The 22,538-nt window shown below is 63.5% G+C and carries 21 protein-coding genes and 1 tRNA gene; 12 read left to right on the top strand and 10 right to left on the bottom strand.

Annotated features, from left to right (window positions below):
- Positions 1-26: 26 nt before the first annotated feature.
- The 7 genes from WDS16_RS15070 (at position 27) to WDS16_RS15040 (ending at position 9,102) form a co-directional block, all read left to right on the top strand.
- The gene (locus WDS16_RS15070) at positions 27-2,846 is read left to right on the top strand and encodes a DEAD/DEAH box helicase (protein ID WP_338886054.1); all 2,820 of its coding nucleotides are present in this window, start codon (positions 27-29) and stop codon (positions 2,844-2,846) included.
- The gene (locus WDS16_RS15065) at positions 2,846-3,601 is read left to right on the top strand and encodes an SWIM zinc finger family protein (protein ID WP_338886053.1); all 756 of its coding nucleotides are present in this window, start codon (positions 2,846-2,848) and stop codon (positions 3,599-3,601) included. The genes WDS16_RS15070 and WDS16_RS15065 overlap by 1 nt, the downstream gene beginning before the upstream one ends.
- Positions 3,602-3,733: 132 nt before the next feature.
- Entirely contained in the window at positions 3,734-5,239 is a 1,506-nt protein-coding gene (locus WDS16_RS15060; RefSeq protein WP_338886052.1) for a CoA-acylating methylmalonate-semialdehyde dehydrogenase, read from the top strand.
- Positions 5,240-5,242: 3 nt separating this feature from the next.
- Positions 5,243-6,382: an isobutyryl-CoA dehydrogenase gene (locus tag WDS16_RS15055; protein ID WP_338886051.1), complete on the top strand. Its 1,140-nt coding sequence runs from the start codon at positions 5,243-5,245 to the stop codon at positions 6,380-6,382.
- A complete protein-coding gene (locus WDS16_RS15050) occupies positions 6,379-7,425 on the top strand; it encodes an enoyl-CoA hydratase/isomerase family protein (RefSeq protein ID WP_338886050.1) in 1,047 nt (348 codons plus the stop codon). The genes WDS16_RS15055 and WDS16_RS15050 overlap by 4 nt, the downstream gene beginning before the upstream one ends.
- Complete coding sequence (gene mmsB / locus WDS16_RS15045; protein ID WP_338886049.1) at positions 7,422-8,333, top strand: 3-hydroxyisobutyrate dehydrogenase; 912 nt, start codon at positions 7,422-7,424, stop codon at positions 8,331-8,333. The genes WDS16_RS15050 and mmsB overlap by 4 nt, the downstream gene beginning before the upstream one ends.
- Positions 8,326-9,102, top strand: a complete 777-nt coding sequence (locus WDS16_RS15040) for an enoyl-CoA hydratase (RefSeq protein WP_338886048.1) — start codon at positions 8,326-8,328, stop codon at positions 9,100-9,102. The genes mmsB and WDS16_RS15040 overlap by 8 nt, the downstream gene beginning before the upstream one ends.
- Positions 9,103-9,107: 5 nt before the next feature.
- Here WDS16_RS15040 and WDS16_RS15035 read toward each other — a convergent pair whose 3' ends face one another.
- The 3 genes from WDS16_RS15035 to WDS16_RS15025 all read right to left on the bottom strand — a co-directional run bounded on the left by WDS16_RS15035 (position 9,108) and on the right by WDS16_RS15025 (position 11,093).
- Positions 9,108-9,938 carry a hypothetical protein gene (locus WDS16_RS15035; protein WP_338886047.1) on the bottom strand — a complete coding sequence of 277 codons (831 nt, stop codon included), beginning with the start codon at positions 9,936-9,938 and terminating at the stop codon, positions 9,108-9,110.
- Between the two features lie 74 nt (positions 9,939-10,012).
- A complete protein-coding gene (locus tag WDS16_RS15030; RefSeq protein ID WP_338886046.1) occupies positions 10,013-10,546 on the bottom strand; it encodes a MarR family transcriptional regulator in 534 nt (177 codons plus the stop codon).
- A 100-nt stretch (positions 10,547-10,646) separates the two neighbouring features.
- A complete protein-coding gene (locus WDS16_RS15025) occupies positions 10,647-11,093 on the bottom strand; it encodes a DUF1707 domain-containing protein (protein WP_338886045.1) in 447 nt (148 codons plus the stop codon).
- A gap of 99 nt (positions 11,094-11,192) precedes the next feature.
- Here WDS16_RS15025 and WDS16_RS15020 point away from each other — a divergent pair, with 99 nt between their 5' ends.
- On the top strand, positions 11,193-11,723 hold the full coding sequence (locus WDS16_RS15020; RefSeq protein ID WP_338886044.1) for a PadR family transcriptional regulator: 531 nt from the start codon (positions 11,193-11,195) through the stop codon (positions 11,721-11,723).
- On the opposite strand, the gene WDS16_RS15015 is transcribed toward WDS16_RS15020, so the two are convergent.
- Genes WDS16_RS15015 through WDS16_RS15000 form a run of 4 tightly spaced genes read right to left on the bottom strand, consistent with a single transcriptional unit; the run spans position 11,708 to position 15,401 of the window.
- On the bottom strand, positions 11,708-12,298 hold the full coding sequence (locus tag WDS16_RS15015) for a class I SAM-dependent methyltransferase (protein WP_338886043.1): 591 nt from the start codon (positions 12,296-12,298) through the stop codon (positions 11,708-11,710). The two genes, WDS16_RS15020 and WDS16_RS15015, sit on opposite strands and share 16 nt — an antisense overlap.
- Before the next feature lie 9 nt (positions 12,299-12,307).
- The gene (locus WDS16_RS15010) at positions 12,308-13,459 is read right to left on the bottom strand and encodes a sulfotransferase (protein WP_338886042.1); all 1,152 of its coding nucleotides are present in this window, start codon (positions 13,457-13,459) and stop codon (positions 12,308-12,310) included.
- 8 nt (positions 13,460-13,467) lie between these two features.
- Positions 13,468-14,244, bottom strand: coding sequence for an SDR family oxidoreductase (locus WDS16_RS15005; RefSeq protein ID WP_338886041.1), 777 nt, complete (start codon positions 14,242-14,244; stop codon positions 13,468-13,470).
- The gene (locus tag WDS16_RS15000) at positions 14,241-15,401 is read right to left on the bottom strand and encodes a hypothetical protein (RefSeq protein ID WP_338886040.1); all 1,161 of its coding nucleotides are present in this window, start codon (positions 15,399-15,401) and stop codon (positions 14,241-14,243) included. The genes WDS16_RS15005 and WDS16_RS15000 overlap by 4 nt, the downstream gene beginning before the upstream one ends.
- 192 nt (positions 15,402-15,593) lie before the next feature.
- On the opposite strand from WDS16_RS15000, the gene cysD reads away from it, so the two are divergent.
- Genes cysD through WDS16_RS14985 form a run of 3 tightly spaced genes read left to right on the top strand, consistent with a single transcriptional unit; the run spans position 15,594 to position 19,440 of the window.
- The gene (gene cysD, locus WDS16_RS14995; RefSeq protein ID WP_338886039.1) at positions 15,594-16,505 is read left to right on the top strand and encodes a sulfate adenylyltransferase subunit CysD; all 912 of its coding nucleotides are present in this window, start codon (positions 15,594-15,596) and stop codon (positions 16,503-16,505) included.
- Positions 16,505-18,340: an adenylyl-sulfate kinase gene (cysC, locus tag WDS16_RS14990; protein ID WP_338886038.1), complete on the top strand. Its 1,836-nt coding sequence runs from the start codon at positions 16,505-16,507 to the stop codon at positions 18,338-18,340. Before cysD ends, cysC begins: the two co-directional genes overlap by 1 nt.
- Before the next feature lie 17 nt (positions 18,341-18,357).
- The gene (locus WDS16_RS14985; protein WP_338893463.1) at positions 18,358-19,440 is read left to right on the top strand and encodes a 3'(2'),5'-bisphosphate nucleotidase CysQ; all 1,083 of its coding nucleotides are present in this window, start codon (positions 18,358-18,360) and stop codon (positions 19,438-19,440) included.
- 28 nt (positions 19,441-19,468) lie between these two features.
- Here WDS16_RS14985 and WDS16_RS14980 read toward each other — a convergent pair whose 3' ends face one another.
- Complete coding sequence (locus WDS16_RS14980; RefSeq protein WP_338886037.1) at positions 19,469-20,650, bottom strand: erythromycin esterase family protein; 1,182 nt, start codon at positions 20,648-20,650, stop codon at positions 19,469-19,471.
- 59 nt (positions 20,651-20,709) lie between these two features.
- On the opposite strand from WDS16_RS14980, the gene WDS16_RS14975 reads away from it, so the two are divergent.
- Positions 20,710-21,441 (top strand): TioE family transcriptional regulator, encoded by a 732-nt coding sequence (locus tag WDS16_RS14975; protein WP_338886036.1) that lies wholly within the window; start codon positions 20,710-20,712, stop codon positions 21,439-21,441.
- Here the strand turns inward: WDS16_RS14975 and WDS16_RS14970 are convergent.
- Entirely contained in the window at positions 21,438-22,316 is an 879-nt protein-coding gene (locus WDS16_RS14970) for a hypothetical protein (RefSeq protein ID WP_338886035.1), read from the bottom strand. The genes WDS16_RS14975 and WDS16_RS14970 overlap by 4 nt on opposite strands.
- Positions 22,317-22,381: 65 nt before the next feature.
- A tRNA-Arg gene (locus WDS16_RS14965) sits at positions 22,382-22,454 on the bottom strand.
- Positions 22,455-22,538: the final 84 nt, after the last annotated feature.

Here is a 22,538-nt window from a genome sequence, read left to right as displayed (position 1 = left end):
AGTCGGTGCCCTGATTGGATAGGTGGATGCTGCACGGTCTCTGGTCTCCCGGTGCCGGGTTGACGCTGTGGGACGACGAGATCACCACCGGCGACGAACCGGACCTACCTGCCGCCCATTCACATGTCCTGAGCAGGACATTTCGGCATCGCGTGCGAGTGGCGTTCCCAGCCGCCGACGGCGGTGAGCCGCAGCTCGCACAGGTTCCCGCGATCGCGTTGGCACCTATGGACGCCGTCGACTTGCTGCTCCGGACTCCGGAGTCGCACGCGCTGATCTCCGGAGACCTGAGGTATCTGGCGCACGTGGCACGCGGAATCGAACGGTGGGTGCGGGCCGGGCGGGTCGTGCCGGCGCTGGAGTTGATGGACGGTCAGTGGTGGCCGCGGTGGCGCCTCGTCGGCGGTGAGCGACAGCGGGCATGGCTCAGCGAGCTCGCTGTCGCGATGCCCCCGGTGCAGCGAGCCCAGGAGCGGCCCAAGAAGATTCTCGAGGACATCACCCGCGAGCTCACCGATCCGATCGTGAGATCGATTCTGGGAAGACCGGATTCGGAGCACTCGCTGCTCTCGGCGCTCGTGCGCGATGACCCGTATGCGGACGGAACGCAGCAGATCGCAGCGTTGCTCGACAAGTGGCGCGGCACTCTCACCGTGGACGAACCGTCGTTGGTATTGCGGTTGCTCGAACCCGACGACGACAGCGAGGGCGCCGACGAGAGCGAGGACGAGCCGTTCTGGACGCTGCAGGTCTGTCTTCGTGCGGACGGCGAGGCTCCGGTCCCGGTGCCGATGAGTCGCAAGGTCGACGCCACGCTGCTCTCGACGGCGGTGCGGAAGCTCGGCGAGGCGGTCGCCGCATATCCGCGGCTGCGTGATCTGCCCTCAGAGGAGGGGACGCTCGACCTCCTGCTACCCACGTCGGTCGTCATCGACCTCGTCGAGCACGGGGCCACCGCTCTGCAAGCCACTGGTACGACGGTGCTGTTGCCGAGAGCGTGGACCAGGTTGGATCCGTCGATGCGCTTGCGCGTCGAATCGCCTGCGGTCACCAAAGCCGCCGCCGATCGCGCGGTGGGTATGGACGAACTTGTGTCGTACGACTGGCAGCTTCAGCTCGGCGACATGGTGCTGTCCGAAGCGGAGATGAACCGCCTTGCCGTGTCCAAGGGCGATCTCGTGCGGTTGCGCGGACAGTGGGTGCTGGCCGACGGCGGGCAACTGGCCCGCGCAGCGAAGTACGTCGCGCAGCATCACGGCGACGGAACCCCCCTGAGCAAGTTGATGCGAGAAATGACGCTGGCGGACCCGCCGCCGGCGCCGGTCGAAGACATTCGCGCCACCGGGTGGGCAGCGACGCTGCTCGAACCCGGCGCGAGCCCTGAACCCATCCCGATGCCCGAGGGCGTGAACGCGGTTCTGCGGCCGTACCAGCAGCGAGGTCTGGACTGGCTGGCGTTCATGAGCCGGCTCGGGCTCGGGGCGGTCCTTGCAGACGACATGGGGCTCGGCAAGACTCTGCAGGTCCTCACTCTTCTCGCACACGAGCGCAGCACGACGCCGACGCTGCTGGTGGCGCCGATGTCGGTTGTCGGCAACTGGAAGCGCGAAGCGGAGAAGTTCACGCCCGGCTTGCGCGTCATGGTCCATCACGGTCCCGCGCGGCTCGGTGGTGAGGAGCTCGACAAAGCGATCGCCGAGCACGACCTCATCGTGACGACGTACGCGCTGATGGCCAAGGACCGGGAGCAGCTGTCCGAGCAGACGTGGCGACGCGTCGTCCTCGACGAAGCTCAGCACATCAAGAACGCGGGCACCGTGCAGGCGAAGGCGGCTCTTGCGATTCCGGCGGAGCACAAGCTCGCGCTGACCGGAACGCCCGTCGAGAATCGACTCGACGAGTTGCGGTCCATTCTCGACTTCGCGAACCCCGGGATGCTCGGCAGGCCGACCGATTTCCGCAAGAGATTCTCGGTGCCGATCGAACGGGAGAAGGACGAGGGCGCAGTGACCCGACTGCGGGCGATCACGTCGCCGTTCATCCTGCGCCGGGTCAAGACCGATCCGACGGTCATCTCGGATTTGCCGGACAAGAACGAGATGACTGTGCGCTCGAACCTGACTGCCGAGCAAGCCGGTCTGTACAAGGCCGTCGTCGACGAGATGATGGCGCAGATCGCCGACGCTAAGGGAATGAAACGCAAGGGGGCGGTGCTGTCCGCGCTGACCCGCCTCAAACAGGTGTGCAATCACCCCGCTCACTTTCTGTCCGACGGCTCGCCCGTGCTCAAGCGTGGCCAGCACCGATCCGGCAAGATCGGGCTGGTCGAGGATATGCTCGACGCCATCCTGGGCGACAACGAAAAAGCGTTGCTGTTCACGCAGTTTCGGGAGTTCGGCGAGATCGTCGCACCGTATTTCGCCGAGAGGTTCGGCACCGAGGTTCCGTTCCTGCACGGCGGGGTGACCAAGGCAAAGCGCGATGCGATGGTGGAGTCGTTCCAGAGTGAGGGCGGACCGCCCATCATGATGCTCTCGCTCAAGGCGGGCGGCACCGGGCTGAACCTGACCGCGGCGAATCACGTTGTGCATCTAGACCGATGGTGGAACCCGGCCGTGGAGAATCAGGCGACCGACCGGGCCTTCCGTATCGGCCAGCGCAAGAACGTCGAGGTCCGCAAACTCCTGTGCGTCGGAACCGTCGAGGAGCGGATCGATTCGATGCTCGAATCGAAGAAGGACCTCGCCGACCTCGCGGTCGGCACCGGTGAAAATTGGGTCACGGAAATGGATACCGCAGAGCTCCGGGAACTGTTTCGGCTCAGCGAGGACGCGGTGGGTGAGTGATGGCCGACTTCAGCCAGTACGGCAAGCGTCGAAAAGCCAAGGGCGGCATCGAGTCGCAGAACAAGCGCGGCGCCTTCGGGCAGACGTGGTGGGGCAGGCACTTCGTGACGGCGATGGAGGATCTGGCCGATCCGGGACGGATCGCTCGCGGCCGAACCTATGCGCGTCAGGGGCAGGTTCTCAATCTCGGTGTCGAACGCGGACAGATCTACGGTGAAGTCCAGGGCAGTCAGCTCGAGCCCTTCTCGGCCTCGGTCATGGTCGACCCGCTGACCGACGGGCAGATCGCTGCGCTCGTCGAGCGGGTGAGGTCGAATCCGGGGATGCTGGCCGAGCTCGCGTCCAACGCTATTCCTCAGGCACTGGCGTCGGCGCTGTTGCCGCACGACAAAGGTCAGCTCGATTTCGACTGCAGTTGCCCGGACGACGGGTGGCCGTGCAAGCATGCGGCAGCGCTGATGTACATAGCAGCCGAACATATCGACGCCTCCGCGGCGACCATCCTGACGCTCCGCGGGGTCGACCTCGATCAGCTGATCGAGGGGGTCGGCGACGACGACAACGTCGAGATGGATCCGAGTGACTGGTTCTCGGACACAGCGTCGTTTCCCGCGTTGCCGAAGGTGAGCTTCACGGCGGTCATGGACGACTTGGATCCACTGATTCTGCGCCGGGTCTTTCGGGCCGACGGTTCCGATGAGGCCGAGGTCAGTCGGGCTATGGCTGACCTACGGTCGTTCTACGACCGCATGTGAGGCGGCTCCGCCGCCACTGGCGCGGTTAAGTGCACCAGGATGCGCTTTTTCGTGCCAATGGGTAGACATACATGGAAGTCCGACTATAGGATGGGCACACTTCACCTCCTCGTATGTGTTAGGACGGATTTCATGGCTCGCGAACTCACTCACTTCATCGGCGGCAAGCACGTAGCAGGAGAGTCGGGCAACTTCGGCGACGTCTTCGACCCCAATACCGGTGAGGTCCAGGCGCTGGTGCCACTGGCCAGCGATGCCGAAGTCGAAGCGGCCATCGCCGACGCCGCCCAGGCGCAGGTCGAGTGGGCGAGCTGGAACCCGCAGCGCCGAGCACGCGTGCTGATGAAATTCCTGCAGCTGATCAATCGCGACATGGACGAGATGGCCCGCCTGCTCTCCAGCGAGCACGGCAAGACCATCGCGGACGCCAAGGGTGACATCCAGCGCGGCCTCGAGGTCGTCGAGTTCGCGGTTGGCGTCCCGCACCTGCTCAAGGGTGAATACACCGAGGGAGCCGGCGGTGGTATCGACGTCTACTCCATGCGTCAGCCGCTCGGCGTCGTCGCCGGCATCACCCCGTTCAACTTCCCAGCGATGATTCCGCTGTGGAAGGCCGGCCCGGCGATCGCGTGTGGCAACGCATTCATTCTCAAGCCGTCCGAGCGTGACCCGTCCGTACCGCTCAAGCTGGCCGAACTCTTCCTCGAAGCAGGCCTTCCGCCCGGCGTATTCAACGTCGTCAACGGTGGCAAGAATGCCGTCGACGTACTGCTGAACGACGATCGCGTCAAGGCCATCGGTTTCGTCGGCTCCACTCCGATCGCGCAGTACATCTACGAAGAGGCCGCCAAGAACGGCAAGCGCGCGCAGTGCTTCGGAGGCGCCAAGAACCACGCACTCGTCATGCCCGACGCCGATCTGGACCAGGTCGCCGACGCCCTCCTCGGTGCCGCGTACGGCTCGGCCGGTGAGCGCTGCATGGCCATCTCCGTCGCCGTGCCCGTCGGTGAAGAGACCGCAGATGCTCTCGTCGCCAAGCTGAAGGAACGCGTCGCGACGCTGAAGATCGGCCGCTCCGACGACGAGAACGCCGACTTCGGCCCGCTCGTCGGCAGCGACGCCCTCAAGCGCGTCAACGACTACACACAGATCGGTGTCGACGAGGGCGCCGAGCTCGTCGTCGACGGCCGCGACTTCCGACTCGAAGGCCACGAGAACGGATTCTTCGCCGGCGCAACACTGTTCGACAAAGTCACCACGGACATGCGCATCTACAAGGAAGAGATCTTCGGACCCGTCCTGATCGTCGTCCGCGCCAAGGACTACGAAGATGCGCTCCGCCTCCCCAGCGAGCACGAGTACGGCAACGGCGTCTCCATCTTCACCCGCGACGGTGACACCGCCCGCGACTTCTGCTCCCGCGTTCAGGTCGGCATGGTCGGCGTCAACGTCCCCATTCCCGTACCGATCGCCTACCACACGTTCGGCGGGTGGAAGCGCTCCGGATTCGGCGATCTCAACCAGCACGGACCCGACTCGGTGCGCTTCTACACCAAGACCAAGACGGTCACGGAGCGCTGGCCGTCGGGCAAGAAAGAGGCAACCGCCAATCACTTCGTCATTCCCAACATGGACTGACGCATGTTCAACTTGACCGAGGACGAGCGTGCGATCAACGAGACGGCACGAGATTTCGCCGACGAGTTCCTCGCCCCCAATGCCGTCGAGTGGGACCAGAACAAACACTTCCCGGTGGACGTGCTGCGCAAGGCCGCGGGACTGGGCATGGGCGGCATCTACATCGGTGAGGACGTCGGTGGATCGGGCCTGACCAGGCTGGATTCGGTTCGAATCTTCGAGCAGCTTGCGACGGGCGATCCGTCCATTGCGGCGTACATTTCGATCCACAACATGGTGACGTGGATGATCGACACCTACGGAACCGACGAGCAGCGCCGCACGTGGGTGCCGGGTCTGTGCTCGATGGACCAATTGGGCAGCTACTGCCTCACCGAACCCGGCGCGGGTTCCGACGCAGCAGCCCTGAGCACCAAAGCTGTTCGCGACGGTGACGACTACATCCTCAACGGTGTCAAGCAATTCATCTCGGGCGCAGGGACTTCCGACGTCTACGTCGTGATGGTGCGCACGGGTGCTGCCGGGCCCAAGGGTATTTCCGCGATCATCGTCCCGAAGGATTCACCGGGTCTCTCGTTCGGTGCCAACGAGAAGAAGATGGGATGGAACGCCCAGCCGACGAGGCAGGTCGTTTTCGAGGACGTCCGTGTGCCGGCGGTCAACCTTCTCGGCAGCGAAGGTGACGGCTTCCGCATTGCGATGAACGGCCTCAACGGCGGACGACTCAACATCGCTGCATGCTCGATCGGCGGTGCACAGTCGGCCCTCGACAAGGCGATCGCGTATCTGTTGGAACGTAAGGCGTTCGGCGCACGGTTGCTCGATGCACAGGCCCTGCAATTCCGCTTGGCCGATATGAAGACCGAACTCGAGGCTGCGCGGACGATGTTGTGGAGGGCTGCGGACGCCCTGCAGGAGAACGCTCCCGACAAGGTCGAACTCTGCGCGATGGCAAAGAGATTCGCCACCGACACCGGTTTCCAGGTTGCCAACGACGCATTACAGTTACTCGGTGGTTACGGGTATCTTGCGGAGTACGGCGTCGAGAAGATCGTTCGCGATCTTCGCGTACACCAGATCCTCGAGGGAACCAACGAGATCATGCGAGTCGTGGTGGCTCGCTCGATAGTGGGAGCAGCATGACAGAGCCCGAAGTCTTGTTCGATGTCCGTGGCGGCGTCGGTCGGATCACGCTGAACCGGCCGAAAGCGATCAATGCGCTCAACCATGCGATGGTTCAGCAGATCGCCCCGCAGCTCGACGCGTGGGCGGCCGACGACGACATCGATCTCGTTCTGCTCGTCGGCGCCGGTGAGCGCGGGCTCTGCGCGGGCGGCGACATCGTCTCGATCTATCACGACGCCAAAGAAGGCGGTTCGAGCACGAAGGACTTCTGGCGCGAGGAGTACATCCTCAACGCCGCGATCGCGCGCTTCTCCAAGCCGTATGTCGCCATCATGGATGGTGTTGTCATGGGCGGTGGCGTCGGGTTGTCGGCGCACGGAAACACTCGCATCGTCACCGAGCGTTCGAAGATCGCGATGCCCGAGGTCGGGATCGGGTTCATCCCGGACGTCGGTGGCACGTACCTGTTGTCGCGTTCGCCGGGCGAGCTGGGCACGCACCTCGGTTTGACGACGGCTCGGATGGACGCGGGTGACGCGATCGCTGCCGGCTTCGCCGATCACTACATGCCGTCGGGCAATCTCGAAAAGTTCTGCGAGGCACTGGAGACGGGTCTTCTCTCGGACGCGCTCGCCGAGTTCACCGAGGAAGCACCGGAGTCGACGCTCGACGCTGCACGAAGCTGGATCGACCGGTTCTACAGTGCCGACACGGTCGAGGAGATCGTCGACGGTCTGCGAGGCAGTGGAATCGAAGACGCGGAGAAGGCCGCTAGCGACATCGAGTCGAAGTCGCCGGTGTCGTTGAAGGTGACGCTGAAGTCGCTTCGGCGTGCCGCCGCCGCGTCGTCGTTGGAGCAGGTCTTGGACGAGGAGTACCGCGTCTCGCTCGCGAGTCTCGACTCCCATGACCTGGTCGAAGGGATCCGCGCTCAGGTCGTGGAGAAGGACAGAAACCCGAAGTGGTCGCCTGCGACTCTCGCAGACGTGACCGAGGCCGACGTCGATCGGTACTTCGAATCGTTGGGTGATTCCGAATTGGGACTGGAGAAGAACGCATGAGCGAGAAGACGATCGGTTTCATCGGCCTCGGGCACATGGGCGGCCCGATGGCAGCCAATCTGGTCAAAGCCGGATACACGGTGCAGGGGTTCGATCTCGTTCCCGCAGCGCTGAGCCAGGCGAAGTCCGACGGAGTGACCGTCGTCGAGTCGGCTGTCGCCGCTGTCAAAGACGCGGACATCGTCGTCACGATGCTGCCGAACGGGCGTCTCGTGCTCGATCTCTACAAGGATCTGCTCCCGGCAGCTGCGCCTGGGACGTTGTTCGTCGATTCGTCGACCATCGACGTCGCCGACGCCCATGCCGCCCACAAGCTGGTGAACGAGGCAGGTCATCGCAGTCTCGACGCGCCGGTCTCCGGCGGAGTCGGGGGAGCGGCAGCCGGAACGTTGACGTTCATGGTCGGTGGCTCGGCGGAGGACTTCGATTCTGCTGCAGCGATTCTCGATGTGATGGGACGCAAGGTCGTGCACTGCGGGTCGGCAGGCAACGGTCAAGCTGCCAAGATCTGCAACAACATGATCCTTGGAGTGTCCATGATTGCCATCAGTGAGGCGTTCGTTCTCGGCGAGAAGCTCGGGCTCAGCAATCAGGCGCTGTTCGACGTGGCATCGACCGCGTCGGGTCAGTGCTGGGCACTCACGACGAACTGCCCGGTGCCGGGGCCGGTTCCGACCTCTCCCGCGAACAACGACTACAAGCCGGGATTCGCGGCCGCTTTGATGGACAAGGATCTCGGTCTGGCGGCGAATGCGCTGCGCGACAACGGCGTCGAAGGCGTGCTCGGGCTTCAGGCTGCGGAAATTTACGCACGATTCAAGGAGACGTCCGGCGGCGGCACCGATGTCGACTTCTCCGGCATCATCAACGACATCCGCGAGCGCTCGACAGGGCAGCCGAATGAGTGAATACAACACGATCCTGCTCGAGCGTCGTGGACGCGTCGGGATCATTACCTTGAATCGTCCGAAAGCGCTGAACGCGTTGAACTCCGAGCTGATGCGCGAGGTCGTCGCTGTCGTCGAGGATCTCGACCGCGACGAGAATATCGGTGCAATTCTGATCACCGGGTCCGAGAAGGCGTTCGCTGCGGGAGCGGACATCAAGGAGATGCAGCCGAAGTCCTACATGGACGTGTATCTCGACGACTTCTTCACGGCGTGGGATCGACTCGCTGCGGCCAGGACTCCCATTGTCGCAGCGGTGGCCGGGTACGCCCTCGGCGGCGGCTGTGAGCTGGCCATGCTGTGCGACGTATTGATCGCAGCCGACAATGCAGTGTTCGGACAGCCTGAGATCAAGCTCGGTGTCATTCCCGGAATCGGTGGCTCACAACGGCTCACGCGCGCTGTCGGCAAAGCGAAGGCCATGGAGATGTGCCTGACCGGCCGAAACATGAAGGTCGAGGAAGCCGAACGCGCCGGCCTGGTGTCACGAATCGTCCCGGCAGACGACCTGCTGGACGACGCCATTGCGACTGCGACGACCATTGCCGAGATGTCGTTGCCGATTGCGATGATGGCCAAGGACGCCGTCAATCGTTCGTTCGAATCCTCTCTGGCCGAGGGAGTTCGCTTCGAGCGTCGCTTGTTCCACTCGACGTTCGCGACGGAGGACCAGAAAGAGGGCATGGCTGCCTTCGTCGAGAAGCGTCAGGCTAAGTTCGTCAATCGGTGAGGCGGTCAGCCCTGCTGATCGACTGACAGCAGGGCTGCACCCCTGGCGGACACCAACTCCGGGTGTCCTGGAACGTGGGTCTTCACCCTCAGTCGCCGTTCGAATGCCTCCCCGATCGACGTCACGTTCGCACCGCCGCCCAGCAGGACGATCGACGCGGGTTTGGTACCGGAGAGTTCGATGGTCTGCTCGACGACCATGGTGGCGTACCGAACCGGGCCCGCGATGATTCCTTCGAAGTCCCTGCGGGTGAACACATGATGCCCTGTCCCGTCCGACCCGTGCGCATTGACGACGCCTCCGTCGCTGAGCTGCTCCTTGATGGAGCGAGATGCCTCGACGTCCGTCCGGACACCGTTCGCGGCCAGATGCCTGCGCACGAGATGGTCGAGATCGTCGCCGCAGAAGGTGGATGTTCGACGCGACGCGACGGTCGTTCCCGCAGCCAGGTCCAGCACGGACACGGTCATTCCCGTGCTGCCGAGGTCGCACAGGACCGTAGCGCCATGGGTGGGAACGGTACCGGTGAATCGGAGATAGCGAAGCTGCGCGTCGGTCTCGTGCACGAGCCAGGAGGGACGGGGATCGCGACGTTCGCTCAATGCGTCGGCGTCTTCGTTGACTCGATAGGCAATCGCCGAGTACGCCACGGGAAGAGCCAGTTTGGACGCGGTGGCGTGCAGCGCTGACACACCGGCTGCGATGGTGGACACCAGTGATTGACCGCGCTGTCTCCGCACCGTTCTCGATGCGACGGGCGCGCGATGCGGACTGTCCAGGTAAGTCAGAATTGCGCGCGCACCGTGTGCACCTGCGCCGACACCCACTACCAACACGTTCTCTCCAACCTGAGCGTGGCCCCCGCCACGTTCTCGTGATATTCCATCACGGATCGTTGACGGGGCGTCACTCACCAGGCCGGTGTTGTCCCACCGTCCTCGAAATCACCGGCGGAGCGCCGCAGTTCGGCGAGGATTCGTACCAGTGAAGTCAAACGCTCTTTGGCCAGACCCGGTTTGCCGAAGACCTGGTCATTGAGCTTTTCGGTGGCGTCCACAGCCAGCGTCCGGCCGGAATCGGTGATCTCCACCAGGGTTGTTCGGCGATCGCTCGGGTGCGGAGTGCGGCGGACGTAGCCCGCTGCTTCGAGGCGGTCGACGGCATTGGTCACGCTGGTGGGATGGACTTGAAGACGTGCGCTCGCCTTTGCCATCGGGATCGCGCCGTTCTTCGTGAAGGTCAGCAACGTCAGAAGCTCGTAGCGCGAGAACGTGAGCCCGGTCGGCTTGAGAACCTCCTCGACCCGGGCGAGCATGATCTGTTGCGCACGCATCAGCGAAGTGACAGCGGCCATTCCGTCGGCGACGTCGCCCCACCCATGCTTGGTCCACTGGCGGTGGGCCTCTGCAATGGGATCGAGCGGTAGCGGCGACGATGACGACATGGTCCCCATCATTCCACGGTTTCGTCTCAGGAAAGGGGGACCGTGAGTGGGCCGGAGTTACCGACCCGCTCGGCGCGAGATTCCAGATCGCCTCGGTCGGTCAGTCGACGTAAAGGCGCCTGCCCGAGCAGGTCGTGGACATCCCGGTCACACGCTGCAGCGCGAGCATCGCTCCCCACGGCCCGATCACCCACACCGGCCAGGGATAGAGGAAATTGCCGGTCGCGATCGAAGTGATGGCCCAGATGGACAGGCACAGGACGCCGACGGCTGCCCACGTCAGCAATTCGCGCGCCATCGGCAGCTGTTTCGGCGTCGGCTTTTCGGTGGCGGCACGAGGGGCGGGGTCGGGAAGGTCCCGGAAGATCGACTCGAGGTCTGCCTGGGTTACCGCGGCATAGATATCCCGAGCTCGCGCGTCGAAATCATCGAGGGCAAGTCGTCCCGACGCGACATGACCGGTCAGCCGGTCGATGGCGCTTTCTCGTTGAGCGTCGGACAACCGGGTGTTCGGGGCGCCGCCGCCGGGCATGGGTCGGTAGGTCATGGTGCTCTCCGCTTCGACTTGCCGGATATTCCATTGTGGACTGTCGAACTCCAGCATCGACCTCCCACTGTGGAATGTCAAGGTGTGCCAAGATGGGTCGTGACCGATGAACGATCCTTGAATGCCACGGCCGGCTCGCTCCTGGGGTTCCTCCACCGCGGCCCGATGACCGGTTGGGACCTGCATGCCACAGCGCAGGCGTGCATCGGCGGATTCTGGACCGTGACCCGTAGCCAGGTGTATCGCGAGCTGGCCGCATTGACGACGCGCGGATTGGTCGAAGAAGGGCACGTCGGCGCGCGAGCGCAGAAGCCGTTCACCATCACCGACTCCGGCAGAGCTATTTTCGCGCTGTGGATCGACCGCGAACCCGGTGACGCGACCATCCGCCACCCTTTGCTCCTCACCATGGCGTTCGGGGCGCATCTGGAGCCAGGGCGGCTCGCGGCAATCCTCGTCGACCACCGACGTCGACATGCCGAAACGCTGGCCGGGTATCGAGCGCAGCGAGACGCCGCAGATGGTGCGAGCGTATTCGATTTGGCCACATTGGATTTCGGCATCAGGTACGAGGAAGCGACCCTCGAGTGGTTCGATGCCCTACCTGCCGAACTTCATGCCAACAGCTGAGGAGCCCTCGCGACGGTCACTGCCCAGTCCGCGCCGTCGTGCCACGGCCGCAGATCCCACGTGGCGAAGCGGTGCTCGACGCCGAGGCCGACTGCACGGAGATCGTCGTCGAACCGATCGACTGTGTAATCCCGGTCGGTCGCGAATCCCGCGATGAACAGTCCGCCAGGTCGAAGGTGCAGGGCGATTCGCGCGAGAGCAGAGCGTTCGGTGCCCGGTTCCATGAACACCATGACGTTTCCGGCCGCAACGATCGCGTCGAACGACATCCCGAGATCGAACTCGGTCAGATCGGCTCGATGGACGCTGATGCTCGTGTGTTGCCGGGCCGCCTCGACGAAGACAGGGTCGAGGTCCACTGCGGTGACCTGATGCCCGCGTCGGGCCAGCTCGGCTCCGAGTCGTGCTGTGCCGCAGCCTGCGTCGAGCACAGCGCTGCCTGGAGCCAGCAGCGCATCGACCATTCGAGCTTCGCCGTGCAGGTCGACGCCGCGGGACTCCAGTCGCGCGAATCGCTCGACGTAGCTCTGCGACTGAGCCTCGGTGTTCTCGCTCTGCCAACGTGTCGGAGCCATGCAGCCACCCTAGCGCTGTGCGGCAGCGAACCTTCGATCCACCTCGTCGCCGTCGAGTCCGAAGTCGCCGAGGGTGTATTTGTGCGACGGGCGACGTGCTCCGCTTCGGCTTTCGGCGTGCATGGCTTCCATGGCGATACGGGCGCTATCGGTGAGCGTGAGGCCGAAGTACCGGTACACCTGCTCGACGGTGCCGAGCGGATCGGCGACGAAGTCGTGGTAATCGACGTCGAAGAACTGCGCAGCCGGGGCGCGAGTGCGCGCCGCCGAAAAGTTGTGTAGTCCGCGTTCCCACAGGTCGAGTTGGGTACTTCCGATGACCTCGCCCTCGAACTTGTGGCTCCACCCGGCCGTCGCTTGTTCGGCGAGACTGCACATCGACGGCATGATGGTGCGCGGCTCTCGATGCGTCTGAATGATCAGTGCGTCGGGGTAGACCTGCAGCAGTTCTTCCAGCGCGAACAAATGGCTGGGGTTCTTCAGCACCCATCGTCGATCGACGTCGTGCATGCCGATGAGCTGGAGATTCTTTCGATGTCGTCGGTAGGCCGCGGTCCAGCTCTGTTCGGCCAACCAGGCCGAGTAAGTGGGTACGTATGCCAGGCACTCGTAGGCGATGGACTGCACCGACTGGCGAAGCAATTGCCAGCATTCCTCGACCTCGGCGGCCGACATGTAGTGCACACCCATGAATTCGGGGTGCTCGACATGATGCTGGGCGAACCCCTTCTCGATCTGCGCGAATATGGGGTTGGACTCCCAGGTATCGCGTGGAGGACGAGGGTGCGGCATTTCCGTCAACCACATCTCGAGACCCTGGTGTGCCGGGTCGACGGTCAACAACCGGTGCAGCGCAGTGGTTCCCGTCCGCGGTAGTCCGGTGACGAAGATCGGCCGATCGATCTCGACCTGTTCGTGACCCGGATTGTTCTTCCACGCCTGTTCGCTGAGCAACCTCGCGACCAGCGCGCCTTTGAGGAAGAATCTGTTCATCCGAGATCCGAGCGGCGTCAGTTCTGCCTCGCGCCGGTAGGAGTCGAGAAGCACTTCCAATGCTTCGGCGTAGTCGTCGGCGCCGAAGTCGTCGAGACCGGTGACCTTGGTCGCCGACGCATGCAGGTCGGCCGCAGTGCCGACATCGGTGCGTTCGGTGCTCGTCATCGGTGCTCCTAGTGGTGGTATTCGCCGCAGTTGACGTCGAGGCATTGACCGGTGATCGCGCGGGCGAGCGGGGAGGCGAGAAACACCACCGCGTCGGCGATCTCGTCGGGTTCCGGAAGACGCCGTAGGTCGGTGGCGGCTGCGGTCTGCTGGTAGATCTGTTCACTGGTGGTTCCGTACTTTTCCGCCATGTGGGCGAAGTATCCCTGCAATGTCGAACCCCAGATGTAGCCCGGTGCAATCGTATTGACCCGCACGCCCTGGGGCCCGAGTTCACTGGCCAACGTCTGCGACATCGCGAGCAACGAGGCCTTGGCGATCTTGTAGCTGCCGTATTTCGGTTGTGAATGTCGAATGACCGCCGAGTTGATCATCACGATCGACCCTGCCGAGTCGGCCAGGGCGGGAGTGAAGAGCTGCGAGAGCCGCAACGTGCCGAACAGCGACAACTCGAGCCCACGACGGATGACGGATTCGTCGGTATGCGCCAGGTCCTTCATCGACGGGATCGCGAACGCATTGTTGACGAGAACGTCGACATGCCCGAAGGCATCGACCGAAGACTCGACGAGTGCTGCCGCCGACACCGCGTCGGTGATGTCTGTGGCTACCACCAAGGCCTGTCGTCCAAGCGCTGCAACGTCTTTCGCGACGACCTCCAGGTAGTCCTTCGACCTGGCCGCGACCACAAGATCGGCTCCGGCTGCAGCGCTGCGCAATGCGATGGACCTGCCGAGTGACGGTCCGACGCCGGAGACCACGACGACCTTGCCCTCGAGCATCATCCGAGCATCCGCGTCGCGACGGCGGTACGGCGTTCTTCTATTCGCGCTGCGAAGTCCTGTGGACTGATCTTGTTGGTGTCGTAGTAGGGCAGCGTCGACGCGACCTGGTCGATGTCGACGACCTCCACGCTCGGTCCGTCCGCCGGCGTCATCTCCCGGGACACCCGTTGCCACCGGAACTGAGCGTATCCGCGAAGATGCCCCGTCGTCTCGATCCAGTTGGTCACCTGTGGGTTTCGTTCGCTGACGACGAGTCGAATGCAGCCGTCCGGGTCGATCTGCGCTTGATCCGCTGTCAGCGAAGTCTGATGATTGATGTAGTCGAGCGAGATGTACCACATGCTGCCCAGTTGAAATCCTTGGTACGGCGCATCGGACTTCGGGACGGTGATGATCATGGCTTGGTCGTCGCGTAGGTCGTAGTGCCCGGCTGAGGAGTATTGGGTGCTCAAGCCACCGGGTGTGAGTCTCGGTTCGGTCATCGTGTTTACCTCGAGGTTCAGATAGAACCACTGAGGAAACTGCAGAAACGTTCGGAGCCGGCCGAGCAGCATCTTTCCTGCCGTCGAATACCGCTTTGCGACGGCTTCTTTCGTGCGAACCGTCGGTGCTTCCTCGGTGCTTCCGACGCGGCTGATGGTCAGCGTTCCCCGCGATGCAGACCAGTCGCTGTAGACCTCGCGTACGACGAGCATCGACGATCCCTCGCCCAGCGTGAAGTGGTTTCTCTCCTCGGACGGACGACCGAAGTGCACCTCGAAGGATCCGTCCGGTTCTATGTGAATGGAGCGATCGTCGAAGGCGGTGAGGCTGTCGGGAACATCGACGGGGGAGTAGTCACCCTTCAGGATCTGAAAGCTCAGATCTGTTGTGGTTCCGCGCGTTCCTGACACCACGTACTCGTGTTCGTCGCTGATGTTCGCGTGGAAGTACAGGGTGTCCGGGTTGTCGAGACCCATTTTCGTGTACGGGCCGGTGGAAGAGGCAAAGAATGGAAACAGTGGGTCGTACGCCCATGCCATCTGAAGCGAAGCGCGAATGCTCCCGGCCAGGTAGTCGAACCCCTCGACGAGGTCCAATTCGCTCCGGACGTGTGGCGCATCCTCGATGATCTTCTCGGCGGCAGCCATTGCCTCGGCGAATGAATCGGTGAGCACGCTGAGCTCCTCGCTGCCGGTGTGTAGAACAGGTTGCAGAAATGACAATAGAACGTGCGCCTGTAGCGGTCAATGCTTGTCGCGATAGCCATTGCGGAAACGTTGACCAATGGATAGAACAGGTTCTATTATTTCGCCATCGAGCGTGAACCGAGTCGGTCCAGGTGGGTACCGACCGATCGGAGGGACGCCATGTCGACCATGTACCAATTGACGCATCTCGGTGCGTTGGAGGCCGAAGCTGTTCATATCTTCCGCGAGGTCGCGGCGACGGCGGAACGGCCGGTGCTGCTGTTCTCCGGCGGCAAGGATTCGGTGGTGATGCTGCACGTTGCGGCAAAGGCGTTCTGGCCTGCGCGGATTCCGTTCTCCGTCATGCACATCGACACCGGACACAACTTCGACGAGGTCCTGGCATTCCGTGACGCGACTGCTCAGGCGTCCGGCATCGATCTCATCGTGGCGTCGGTACAGGACGACATCGATGCCGGTCGCACCGTCGAGGAGACCGGTCCGCGTGCAACACGGAACCGGCTGCAGACCGCGACGCTACTGCGCGCTATCGCCGATCGGCGTTTCGATGCGGTGTTCGGCGGGGCGCGACGTGACGAAGAGAAAGCGCGCGCGAAGGAGCGGATTTTCAGCTTCCGCGACGAGCATGGGCAGTGGGATCCGCGCAAGCAGCGCCCGGAGCTGTGGCAGTTGTACAACGGCCGGCACCGGCAGGGCGAGCACTTTCGCGTATTTCCGCTGTCGAACTGGACCGAACTCGACATCTGGCAGTACATCGCCGCCGAGGACATCGCGTTGCCGAGCATCTACTACGCGCACCGACGACAGGTGATCTCGCGAGACGGAATGCTCTTGGCAGCAACACGATTCGTGACTCCTGCAGACGGGGAGGAGCCGTTCGAATCGTTGGTTCGCTTCAGGACGGTCGGCGACGCCACGTGCACCGGTTGTGTTGAGTCCTCGGCTGCCGATGCCGATGCCGTCGTCACCGAGATCGCGACGACCCGGACAACCGAACGAGGGGCGACCCGGGCGGACGACCGCATCTCGGAAACCGGCATGGAAGACCGAAAGAAGGAGGGCTACTTCTGATGTCGCAGCTTCTGAGAGTGGCCACGGCAGGCAGTGTCGACGATGGCAAGTCGACGCTGATCGGGAGATTGCTGTACGACTCGAAGTCGATCTTCGAGGACCAGTTGGACGCCGTGGAACGGACGAGCCGCGAGCGCGGCGGCGACACGGCCGACCTTGCGTTACTGACCGATGGACTGCGAGCCGAACGCGAACAGGGCATCACGATCGACGTCGCACACCGCTACTTCGCAACTGCAGAGCGTAAGTTCATCATCGCGGATACACCTGGGCACGAGCAGTACACGCGCAATATGGTGACTGGTGCCTCGACCGCAGATGTCGCCCTGATACTCGTCGATGCCCGAGCGGGAGTGCTCGAACAAACTAGGCGGCATGCGTTCCTGGCGTCGCTGTTGGGGATCCCGCACCTCGTTCTGTGTATCAACAAGATGGATCTCGTGGACTGGTCCCAGGCCAGGTTCGACGAGGTCAAGGACGAGTTTCGAGACTTCGCGGCCAAACTCGACGTGCGGGATCTGACATTCGTGCCCATGTCGGCGCTCGACGGCGACAACGTGGTCCACCGAACTCAGCGAATGCCCTGGTACGAGGGAAGTTCGTTGCTGCATCATCTCGAAGATGTGCATATTTCCTCGGACCGCAATCTGATCGACGCCAGACTTCCGATCCAGTACGTCATTCGGCCCAAACAGGCTCGCTACCAAGACTTTCGTGGATACGCCGGAACCGTGGCGAGTGGGGTGTTCAAGACTGGCGACGAAGTGGTGGTCCTACCGTCCGGATTCTCGACGCGTATCAAGTCGGTGAGGGGTCCCGGCGGTGTCGAGATGCCGGAGGCATTCGCGCCCTCGGCGATCTGTGTGGAACTCGAGGACGACATCGACGTCGGACGCGGGCACATGCTCGCTCGTCCGAACAACCGCCCCCTCGTCGGGAGCGAGATCGACGCGATGGTGTGCTGGCTGACCGACGAGACGACGCTGCACGTCGGGGAGCGATACCTCGTGATGCATACGACCGCGACAACACCCGCCACTGTGGTCGAGCTGGACTATCGGCTCGACGTCAATACGTTGCACCGTGTCACGCCGACAGACGCGTTGGGGATCAACGAAATTGGCCGAGTTCAAATAAGGACGCACAGTCCGTTGTTGTTCGATCCGTACCGGCGCAACCGAGTCACCGGCAGCTTCCTTCTCGTCGACGAGCGCTCGGGCGCCACGGTGGCGGCGGGCATGATCACCGGTCCGACACCAGCGTCGACCAACGTCGTCTGGAGTACATCTCGCGTCGATCGTGCGCAGCGCGCGACGAAGGGAGCAACGATCTGGATCACCGGGCTGTCCGCCTCGGGCAAATCCACGATCGCCGCCGAGCTGGAACGTCTGCTGGTGGCGTCGGGTCGGCCCGCCTACCGTCTGGACGGCGACAACCTACGCCTCGGGCTCAATTCCGACCTCGGCTTCTCGAAGGCCGATCGCGCCGAGAACGTGCGCAGGGTCGGTGCGGTCGCAGAGTTGATGGCCGACGCCGGGCTGATCACGCTGGCCTGTCTGATCAGCCCGTACCGAAGTGACCGGGACGCTATCCGCAGGTCGCACGAGGCCGCCGGGCTACCGTTCTACGAGGTCTTCGTCGACACTCCCATCGAGGAGTGCGAGAAGCGAGATCCCAAAGGCATGTATGCCCGCGCCCGAGCGGGTGAGATCACCGGCTTCACCGGCGTCGACGATCCTTACGAAGTTCCGGAGCATGCCGAACTGGTGCTGCAACCCGCTGATGGTGACCTTGCCGCGCAGGCGGGGAAGATCATGGAATTGTTGGGCTGGTGACGACACCACCCTCGCCCATGGACGATGCACACTTCGCAGCGGATGTAGCCCACGCTGCCGGGCTGTTGCTGCTCGAGGTTCGGGCGAGAGCCCACGAGACAGGCCGCGAGCTGGGACGGCTCGGCGACGCCGCAGCCAATACCCTGATCCTCGACAGGTTGGCATCGGAGCGGCCCGAGGACGCCGTCCTGTCGGAGGAGTCTGCAGACGACCTGACCCGCCTCGACGCGCAGCGCGTCTGGATCATCGACCCACTCGACGGTTCCCGCGAGTACGGTTTGGCGGGCCGCGAGGACTGGGCCGTGCATGTCGGGCTATGGGAAGCGGGCGTCGGGATGACGGCATCGGCGGTCGCGCAGCCTGCAATCGACGTGGTCTACTCGACGGCGGACGTGAAAGGCCCTGCGCCGCAATCGGGCAGGCCCAGGCTGGTGGTCAGCGACAGTCGACCGCCGTACTACATGGATGCCCTGGCCGCCGACGTCGAAGGAGACGTCGTGACGATGGGCTCCGCCGGCGCGAAGGCGATGGCCGTCGTGCGCGGCGACGTCGACGCCTATGTGCACTCGGGTGGACAGTGGGAATGGGACTCCGCGGCACCCGTCGGTGTTGCGCTCGCGGCCGGTCTGCACTGCTCGCGCATCGACGGATCGCCGTTGCTGTACAACCGGACTCATCCCTATCTGCCCGACTTGCTGATCTGCCGCCCCGAGCTGGCCGAACCGCTGCTCCGCGGCATCGCGACACATGCGACGCGGGAGGCGGATACCGGGCGGGTCGCGATGGCACGGGAGTACATCAAGTCCCTCGTCAGCCACGACGCAACCAAGCTCCGGTTGAGCGATCGCTGCACGCGTATCGAGAACGGAAAAGCTACCGGCGATTCCGGAGCGTTTCTGCGTCGCGAGATCGAGGAGGGGCAGCAATACAAGTCGATCGTCGGGGTGCACGAGCTCGTGTTCAACGAGTGGGACACCAATGTTGTAGCGCGATTCGTCCTCGAATTCGACGGGGGAGCGCGCGTGAACATCACCGAACACTTCGAGATTCCGGCCGGCGAGATCACCGCCATCACTGCGATCATCGAGCCGAGCCCCTAGCAGTCCCAGTCCTAGCCGATAGCGGCCACTACAACGTGTCCCGGATGAACAGCAGCGCGGCGTGCTCCCTCACGTGGGCAGGATCCATCGGCGCGTAGCCGAACCATTCAGACTCGCGGGGTTCGAAGTCGGCGGTCAACTTCCGAGCGTCGACGACGAACCTGTCTCTGCCCACCGAGTACAGAAGCCCTTCGACGGTGGCCGAAGGCGGGACGTCCACTCCGTGATCGCGGATCGTCCCCAGCACAGTCGGAATGAATGCGTACTCCTCCTCCAACTCGCTGCTGACAAGGGCGCCGGCACTCCACCATTCGATCGGCCCATCCCACAACTGCATCGAGCTCAGTTGCCGCTGTAAGTGACTGTTGTGCGCATGGGCGAGGGTCGGGGCGCGTCCGGCGAGAGCCAGCAGATTCTCCGCCATCATCGAATCCCGCAATCCGCAGAGCCGTTCCATGCGGGCAGGGGATGCGTCGGCCATCGCGTGGTGGTACCGCAACAGACCCACGGCAGTGCGTCCGTACATACGTGCGCGGTCCACAGCGTCCCACGAGGACACCGCGAGGAGGTTAGGAACGTGCATGTCGAGAAGTGAGACGAGGTCGTCGGCGAGTATCCGTAGATTCAGTGCCTCGGCGCTTTGGCCGATGGACTGCGACGGGTCCATCATCGCGTTCGGGTTTTGCCACCGTTCGTTCGCTCCCAGCAGCCGAGACAGAGCTTCAGCACCGACAGGCAGACGGCCGGGATCGATCCATTCGGCGAGATACGCATGCAGGCTGGTCAACGCATCCCGTGGACTCGGGGCGGACTGCATCTCCATCGGTCCGTCGAAACCAGCGAAGTGCAGCATCTCGGGTGCGGGGCGGCCGTCGTTGTATTCGCGCATCCACCGCACCAGATCACGGTTGCCCGGGCATTTTCCCCACCCGTGGCTGAATCCCTGTTCCATGACGTCGTCGAATGTGCCTGCGGTGGAGGTGATGTAGTCATCCACTACCAGCCCCATCAAGCAACTGCTTTCCACTGTGATGGTTCGGTATCCCTCGTGCTCGACGAGATGCCGGAAGACCTCGTTGCGGAGGTCGAGCACAGTGTCGACGCCATGGGTGGGTTCACCGATCGCCAGGAGTCGAGGGCGCGTGGGAAGCAGTGCCATGACCGCGGACGCCTCGATGGGATGGATGGCATCGTCGAGCGAAGTAGTCATGCTTCAACCGTATCGTTGAACTCTCCGTTGAGACTTTGGAATGAAATAGGCTGAGAATCGTGGATAACCTTCAACACCGTTGGCGATTGCGGCCGATAGACCTCGCTCGCGAGCATGGGCTGTCCACGCAGGCGATTCGAAACTACGAAGCGGCCGGGATCCTCCCGCCGGCTGAACGCACTCCCCACGGATACCGGACGTACACAACGGTGCACGTACATTCCGTTCGCGCATTTCTCGCGTTGATTCCCGGGCATGGTCACCAGAGGTCGACGTCGATCATGCGTGCAGTGAATCTCGATGCCATCGACGAGGCGTTGCAGCTGATCGATGAGAGCCACGTACAGCTCCTCGACGATCGGCGAACCCTTCGGGCTGTGGAGAATGCTCTTGCAGGACTGGGAACTTCGGCTGTCGAGGCCGCGAAGGCGACGTCCGGTGCGATGTTCATCGGCCCTCTTGCCCACCGGCTGGGCATCACGGCTGCGACGCTACGCAAGTGGGAGAACGCCGGTTTGGTCCAACCGGACCGTGATCCGCAGACTGGATATCGCATCTACTCGGAAGTCGATGTGCGGGACGCACTGCTGACCCGGCAGCTCAGGCGTGGTGGCTATCCCCTCGATCGAATCGCTCCCTTCCTGGCCGAAATACGCACCGCCGGTGGGCTCGATCCGCTCGAAGCTCTGTTGGGCGAGTGGCGAGACCGACTGTCCTACCGTGGTTGTTCACTGCTGGCCGGTGCCGCCGAGTTGGACAGGTACATGCGCGTGCGAGAGGGATCGCCCTAGCTGGACAGATCGTCGACGACGCTCTGGAGTTCGGCAGTTCGATCCTCGGCGTCGGAAAGCACACGGCGTAGTCGACGTGCCTCGCGTCCCGTCGACTTCTCGGCTTCGCGCGCTGTCGCTTCCTCGCCCTCGGCTGCATGCAGTTCGGCCCGTAGCCGTTCGAGCTGCTCCTTGACCTCTGCGAGGTGGTTCTGCGCATCGCGCAGGTCCGATTCGGCAGTCTCCGCGGCACCGCGCGCCGACGCCTCGTCCTCCTTGGCTTCCGCGAGAGCCTCTCTGGCTTCCGCGAGCGCCTTCTCGTCTACTCGGCGGTGTTCACTGGAGCGCTTCAGGGCGGGATCTTCTGGAGCATCCGACTGGGGCGGTGGGTCGTCGGTGTCCGGTACGAGGGAGAGTGCGGCGGGACCGAACCCGCTGTACGACTCGGCTGTCAGTACCCGTCCGGATCGGACCCGCAGTGCGATGTCGGGATCGGCGAGGGCTGCTCCCAACGTCTGGCCGACTTCGCGGGATGCGTTCTCGTCGAATGTTTTTCCCTGACCACGTGCCAGTTCGGCTGCTCGCGAGGTCAACGATTTGATTGCCTTCTGTCGCGCGGTCGACAGTTCGCGGAGATCGCCGGTGTTGGATTTGCGTTGAGCTTCACGCAGGCTGTCGCCGATATCGAACAGCTCGGCGATGTCCTCGGGCTCTTCTCGGACGAGAAGGTTTACCATCCACGCGACGGTGGTGGGCTTACGCAGGCTGCCGATTGCACTCGCGAGTGCACGGTTGCCGGACTTCTTGGCGGCCGCAACAGCGGCTTTACGGGCGGCGACGAACTCTGCCGGGTCGATGGCATACAACTCGGCTGCGATCTCGTCGAGCTCGGACATGGGCTTCATTGTCGCACCGCTGAACAAGAAGAGCCCGAGGTAGTCCCTCGGGCTCCAGTCATGGGTGCCCCCGGCAGGATTCGAACCTGCGGCCTTTCGCTCCGGAGGCGAACGCTCTATCCCCTGAGCTACGGGGGCCCGCCGAGGTTCCGGCGTGCCTGTGGGCGGGTCCAAGACTAGCGCATCGCATTCGTCATCAGAAATCACCCTCGTGTTGACGTG

Origin of the sequence: Rhodococcus sovatensis, from assembly GCF_037327425.1 — a bacterium.
Taxonomy (GTDB): domain Bacteria; phylum Actinomycetota; class Actinomycetes; order Mycobacteriales; family Mycobacteriaceae; genus Rhodococcoides; species Rhodococcoides sovatense.
The sequence above is the reverse complement of the archived record's forward strand: the minus strand, read 5'-3'. Positions and strand labels throughout refer to the sequence as shown.

Coding starts and splice junctions, on each gene's coding strand:
- WDS16_RS15070 (WP_338886054.1), top strand. CDS start 27: ATGCTGCACGGTCTCTGGTCTCCCGGTGCCGGGTTGACGCTGTGGGAC.
- WDS16_RS15065 (WP_338886053.1), top strand. CDS start 2,846: ATGGCCGACTTCAGCCAGTACGGCAAGCGTCGAAAAGCCAAGGGCGGC.
- WDS16_RS15060 (WP_338886052.1), top strand. CDS start 3,734: ATGGCTCGCGAACTCACTCACTTCATCGGCGGCAAGCACGTAGCAGGA.
- WDS16_RS15055 (WP_338886051.1), top strand. CDS start 5,243: ATGTTCAACTTGACCGAGGACGAGCGTGCGATCAACGAGACGGCACGA.
- WDS16_RS15050 (WP_338886050.1), top strand. CDS start 6,379: ATGACAGAGCCCGAAGTCTTGTTCGATGTCCGTGGCGGCGTCGGTCGG.
- mmsB (WP_338886049.1), top strand. CDS start 7,422: ATGAGCGAGAAGACGATCGGTTTCATCGGCCTCGGGCACATGGGCGGC.
- WDS16_RS15040 (WP_338886048.1), top strand. CDS start 8,326: ATGAGTGAATACAACACGATCCTGCTCGAGCGTCGTGGACGCGTCGGG.
- WDS16_RS15030 (WP_338886046.1), bottom strand. CDS start 10,546: ATGTCGTCATCGTCGCCGCTACCGCTCGATCCCATTGCAGAGGCCCAC.
- WDS16_RS15025 (WP_338886045.1), bottom strand. CDS start 11,093: ATGACCTACCGACCCATGCCCGGCGGCGGCGCCCCGAACACCCGGTTG.
- WDS16_RS15015 (WP_338886043.1), bottom strand. CDS start 12,298: ATGGCTCCGACACGTTGGCAGAGCGAGAACACCGAGGCTCAGTCGCAG.
- WDS16_RS15010 (WP_338886042.1), bottom strand. CDS start 13,459: ATGACGAGCACCGAACGCACCGATGTCGGCACTGCGGCCGACCTGCAT.
- WDS16_RS15005 (WP_338886041.1), bottom strand. CDS start 14,244: ATGATGCTCGAGGGCAAGGTCGTCGTGGTCTCCGGCGTCGGACCGTCA.
- cysD (WP_338886039.1), top strand. CDS start 15,594: ATGTCGACCATGTACCAATTGACGCATCTCGGTGCGTTGGAGGCCGAA.
- cysC (WP_338886038.1), top strand. CDS start 16,505: ATGTCGCAGCTTCTGAGAGTGGCCACGGCAGGCAGTGTCGACGATGGC.
- WDS16_RS14985 (WP_338893463.1), top strand. CDS start 18,358: ATGGACGATGCACACTTCGCAGCGGATGTAGCCCACGCTGCCGGGCTG.
- WDS16_RS14980 (WP_338886037.1), bottom strand. CDS start 20,650: ATGACTACTTCGCTCGACGATGCCATCCATCCCATCGAGGCGTCCGCG.
- WDS16_RS14970 (WP_338886035.1), bottom strand. CDS start 22,316: ATGTCCGAGCTCGACGAGATCGCAGCCGAGTTGTATGCCATCGACCCG.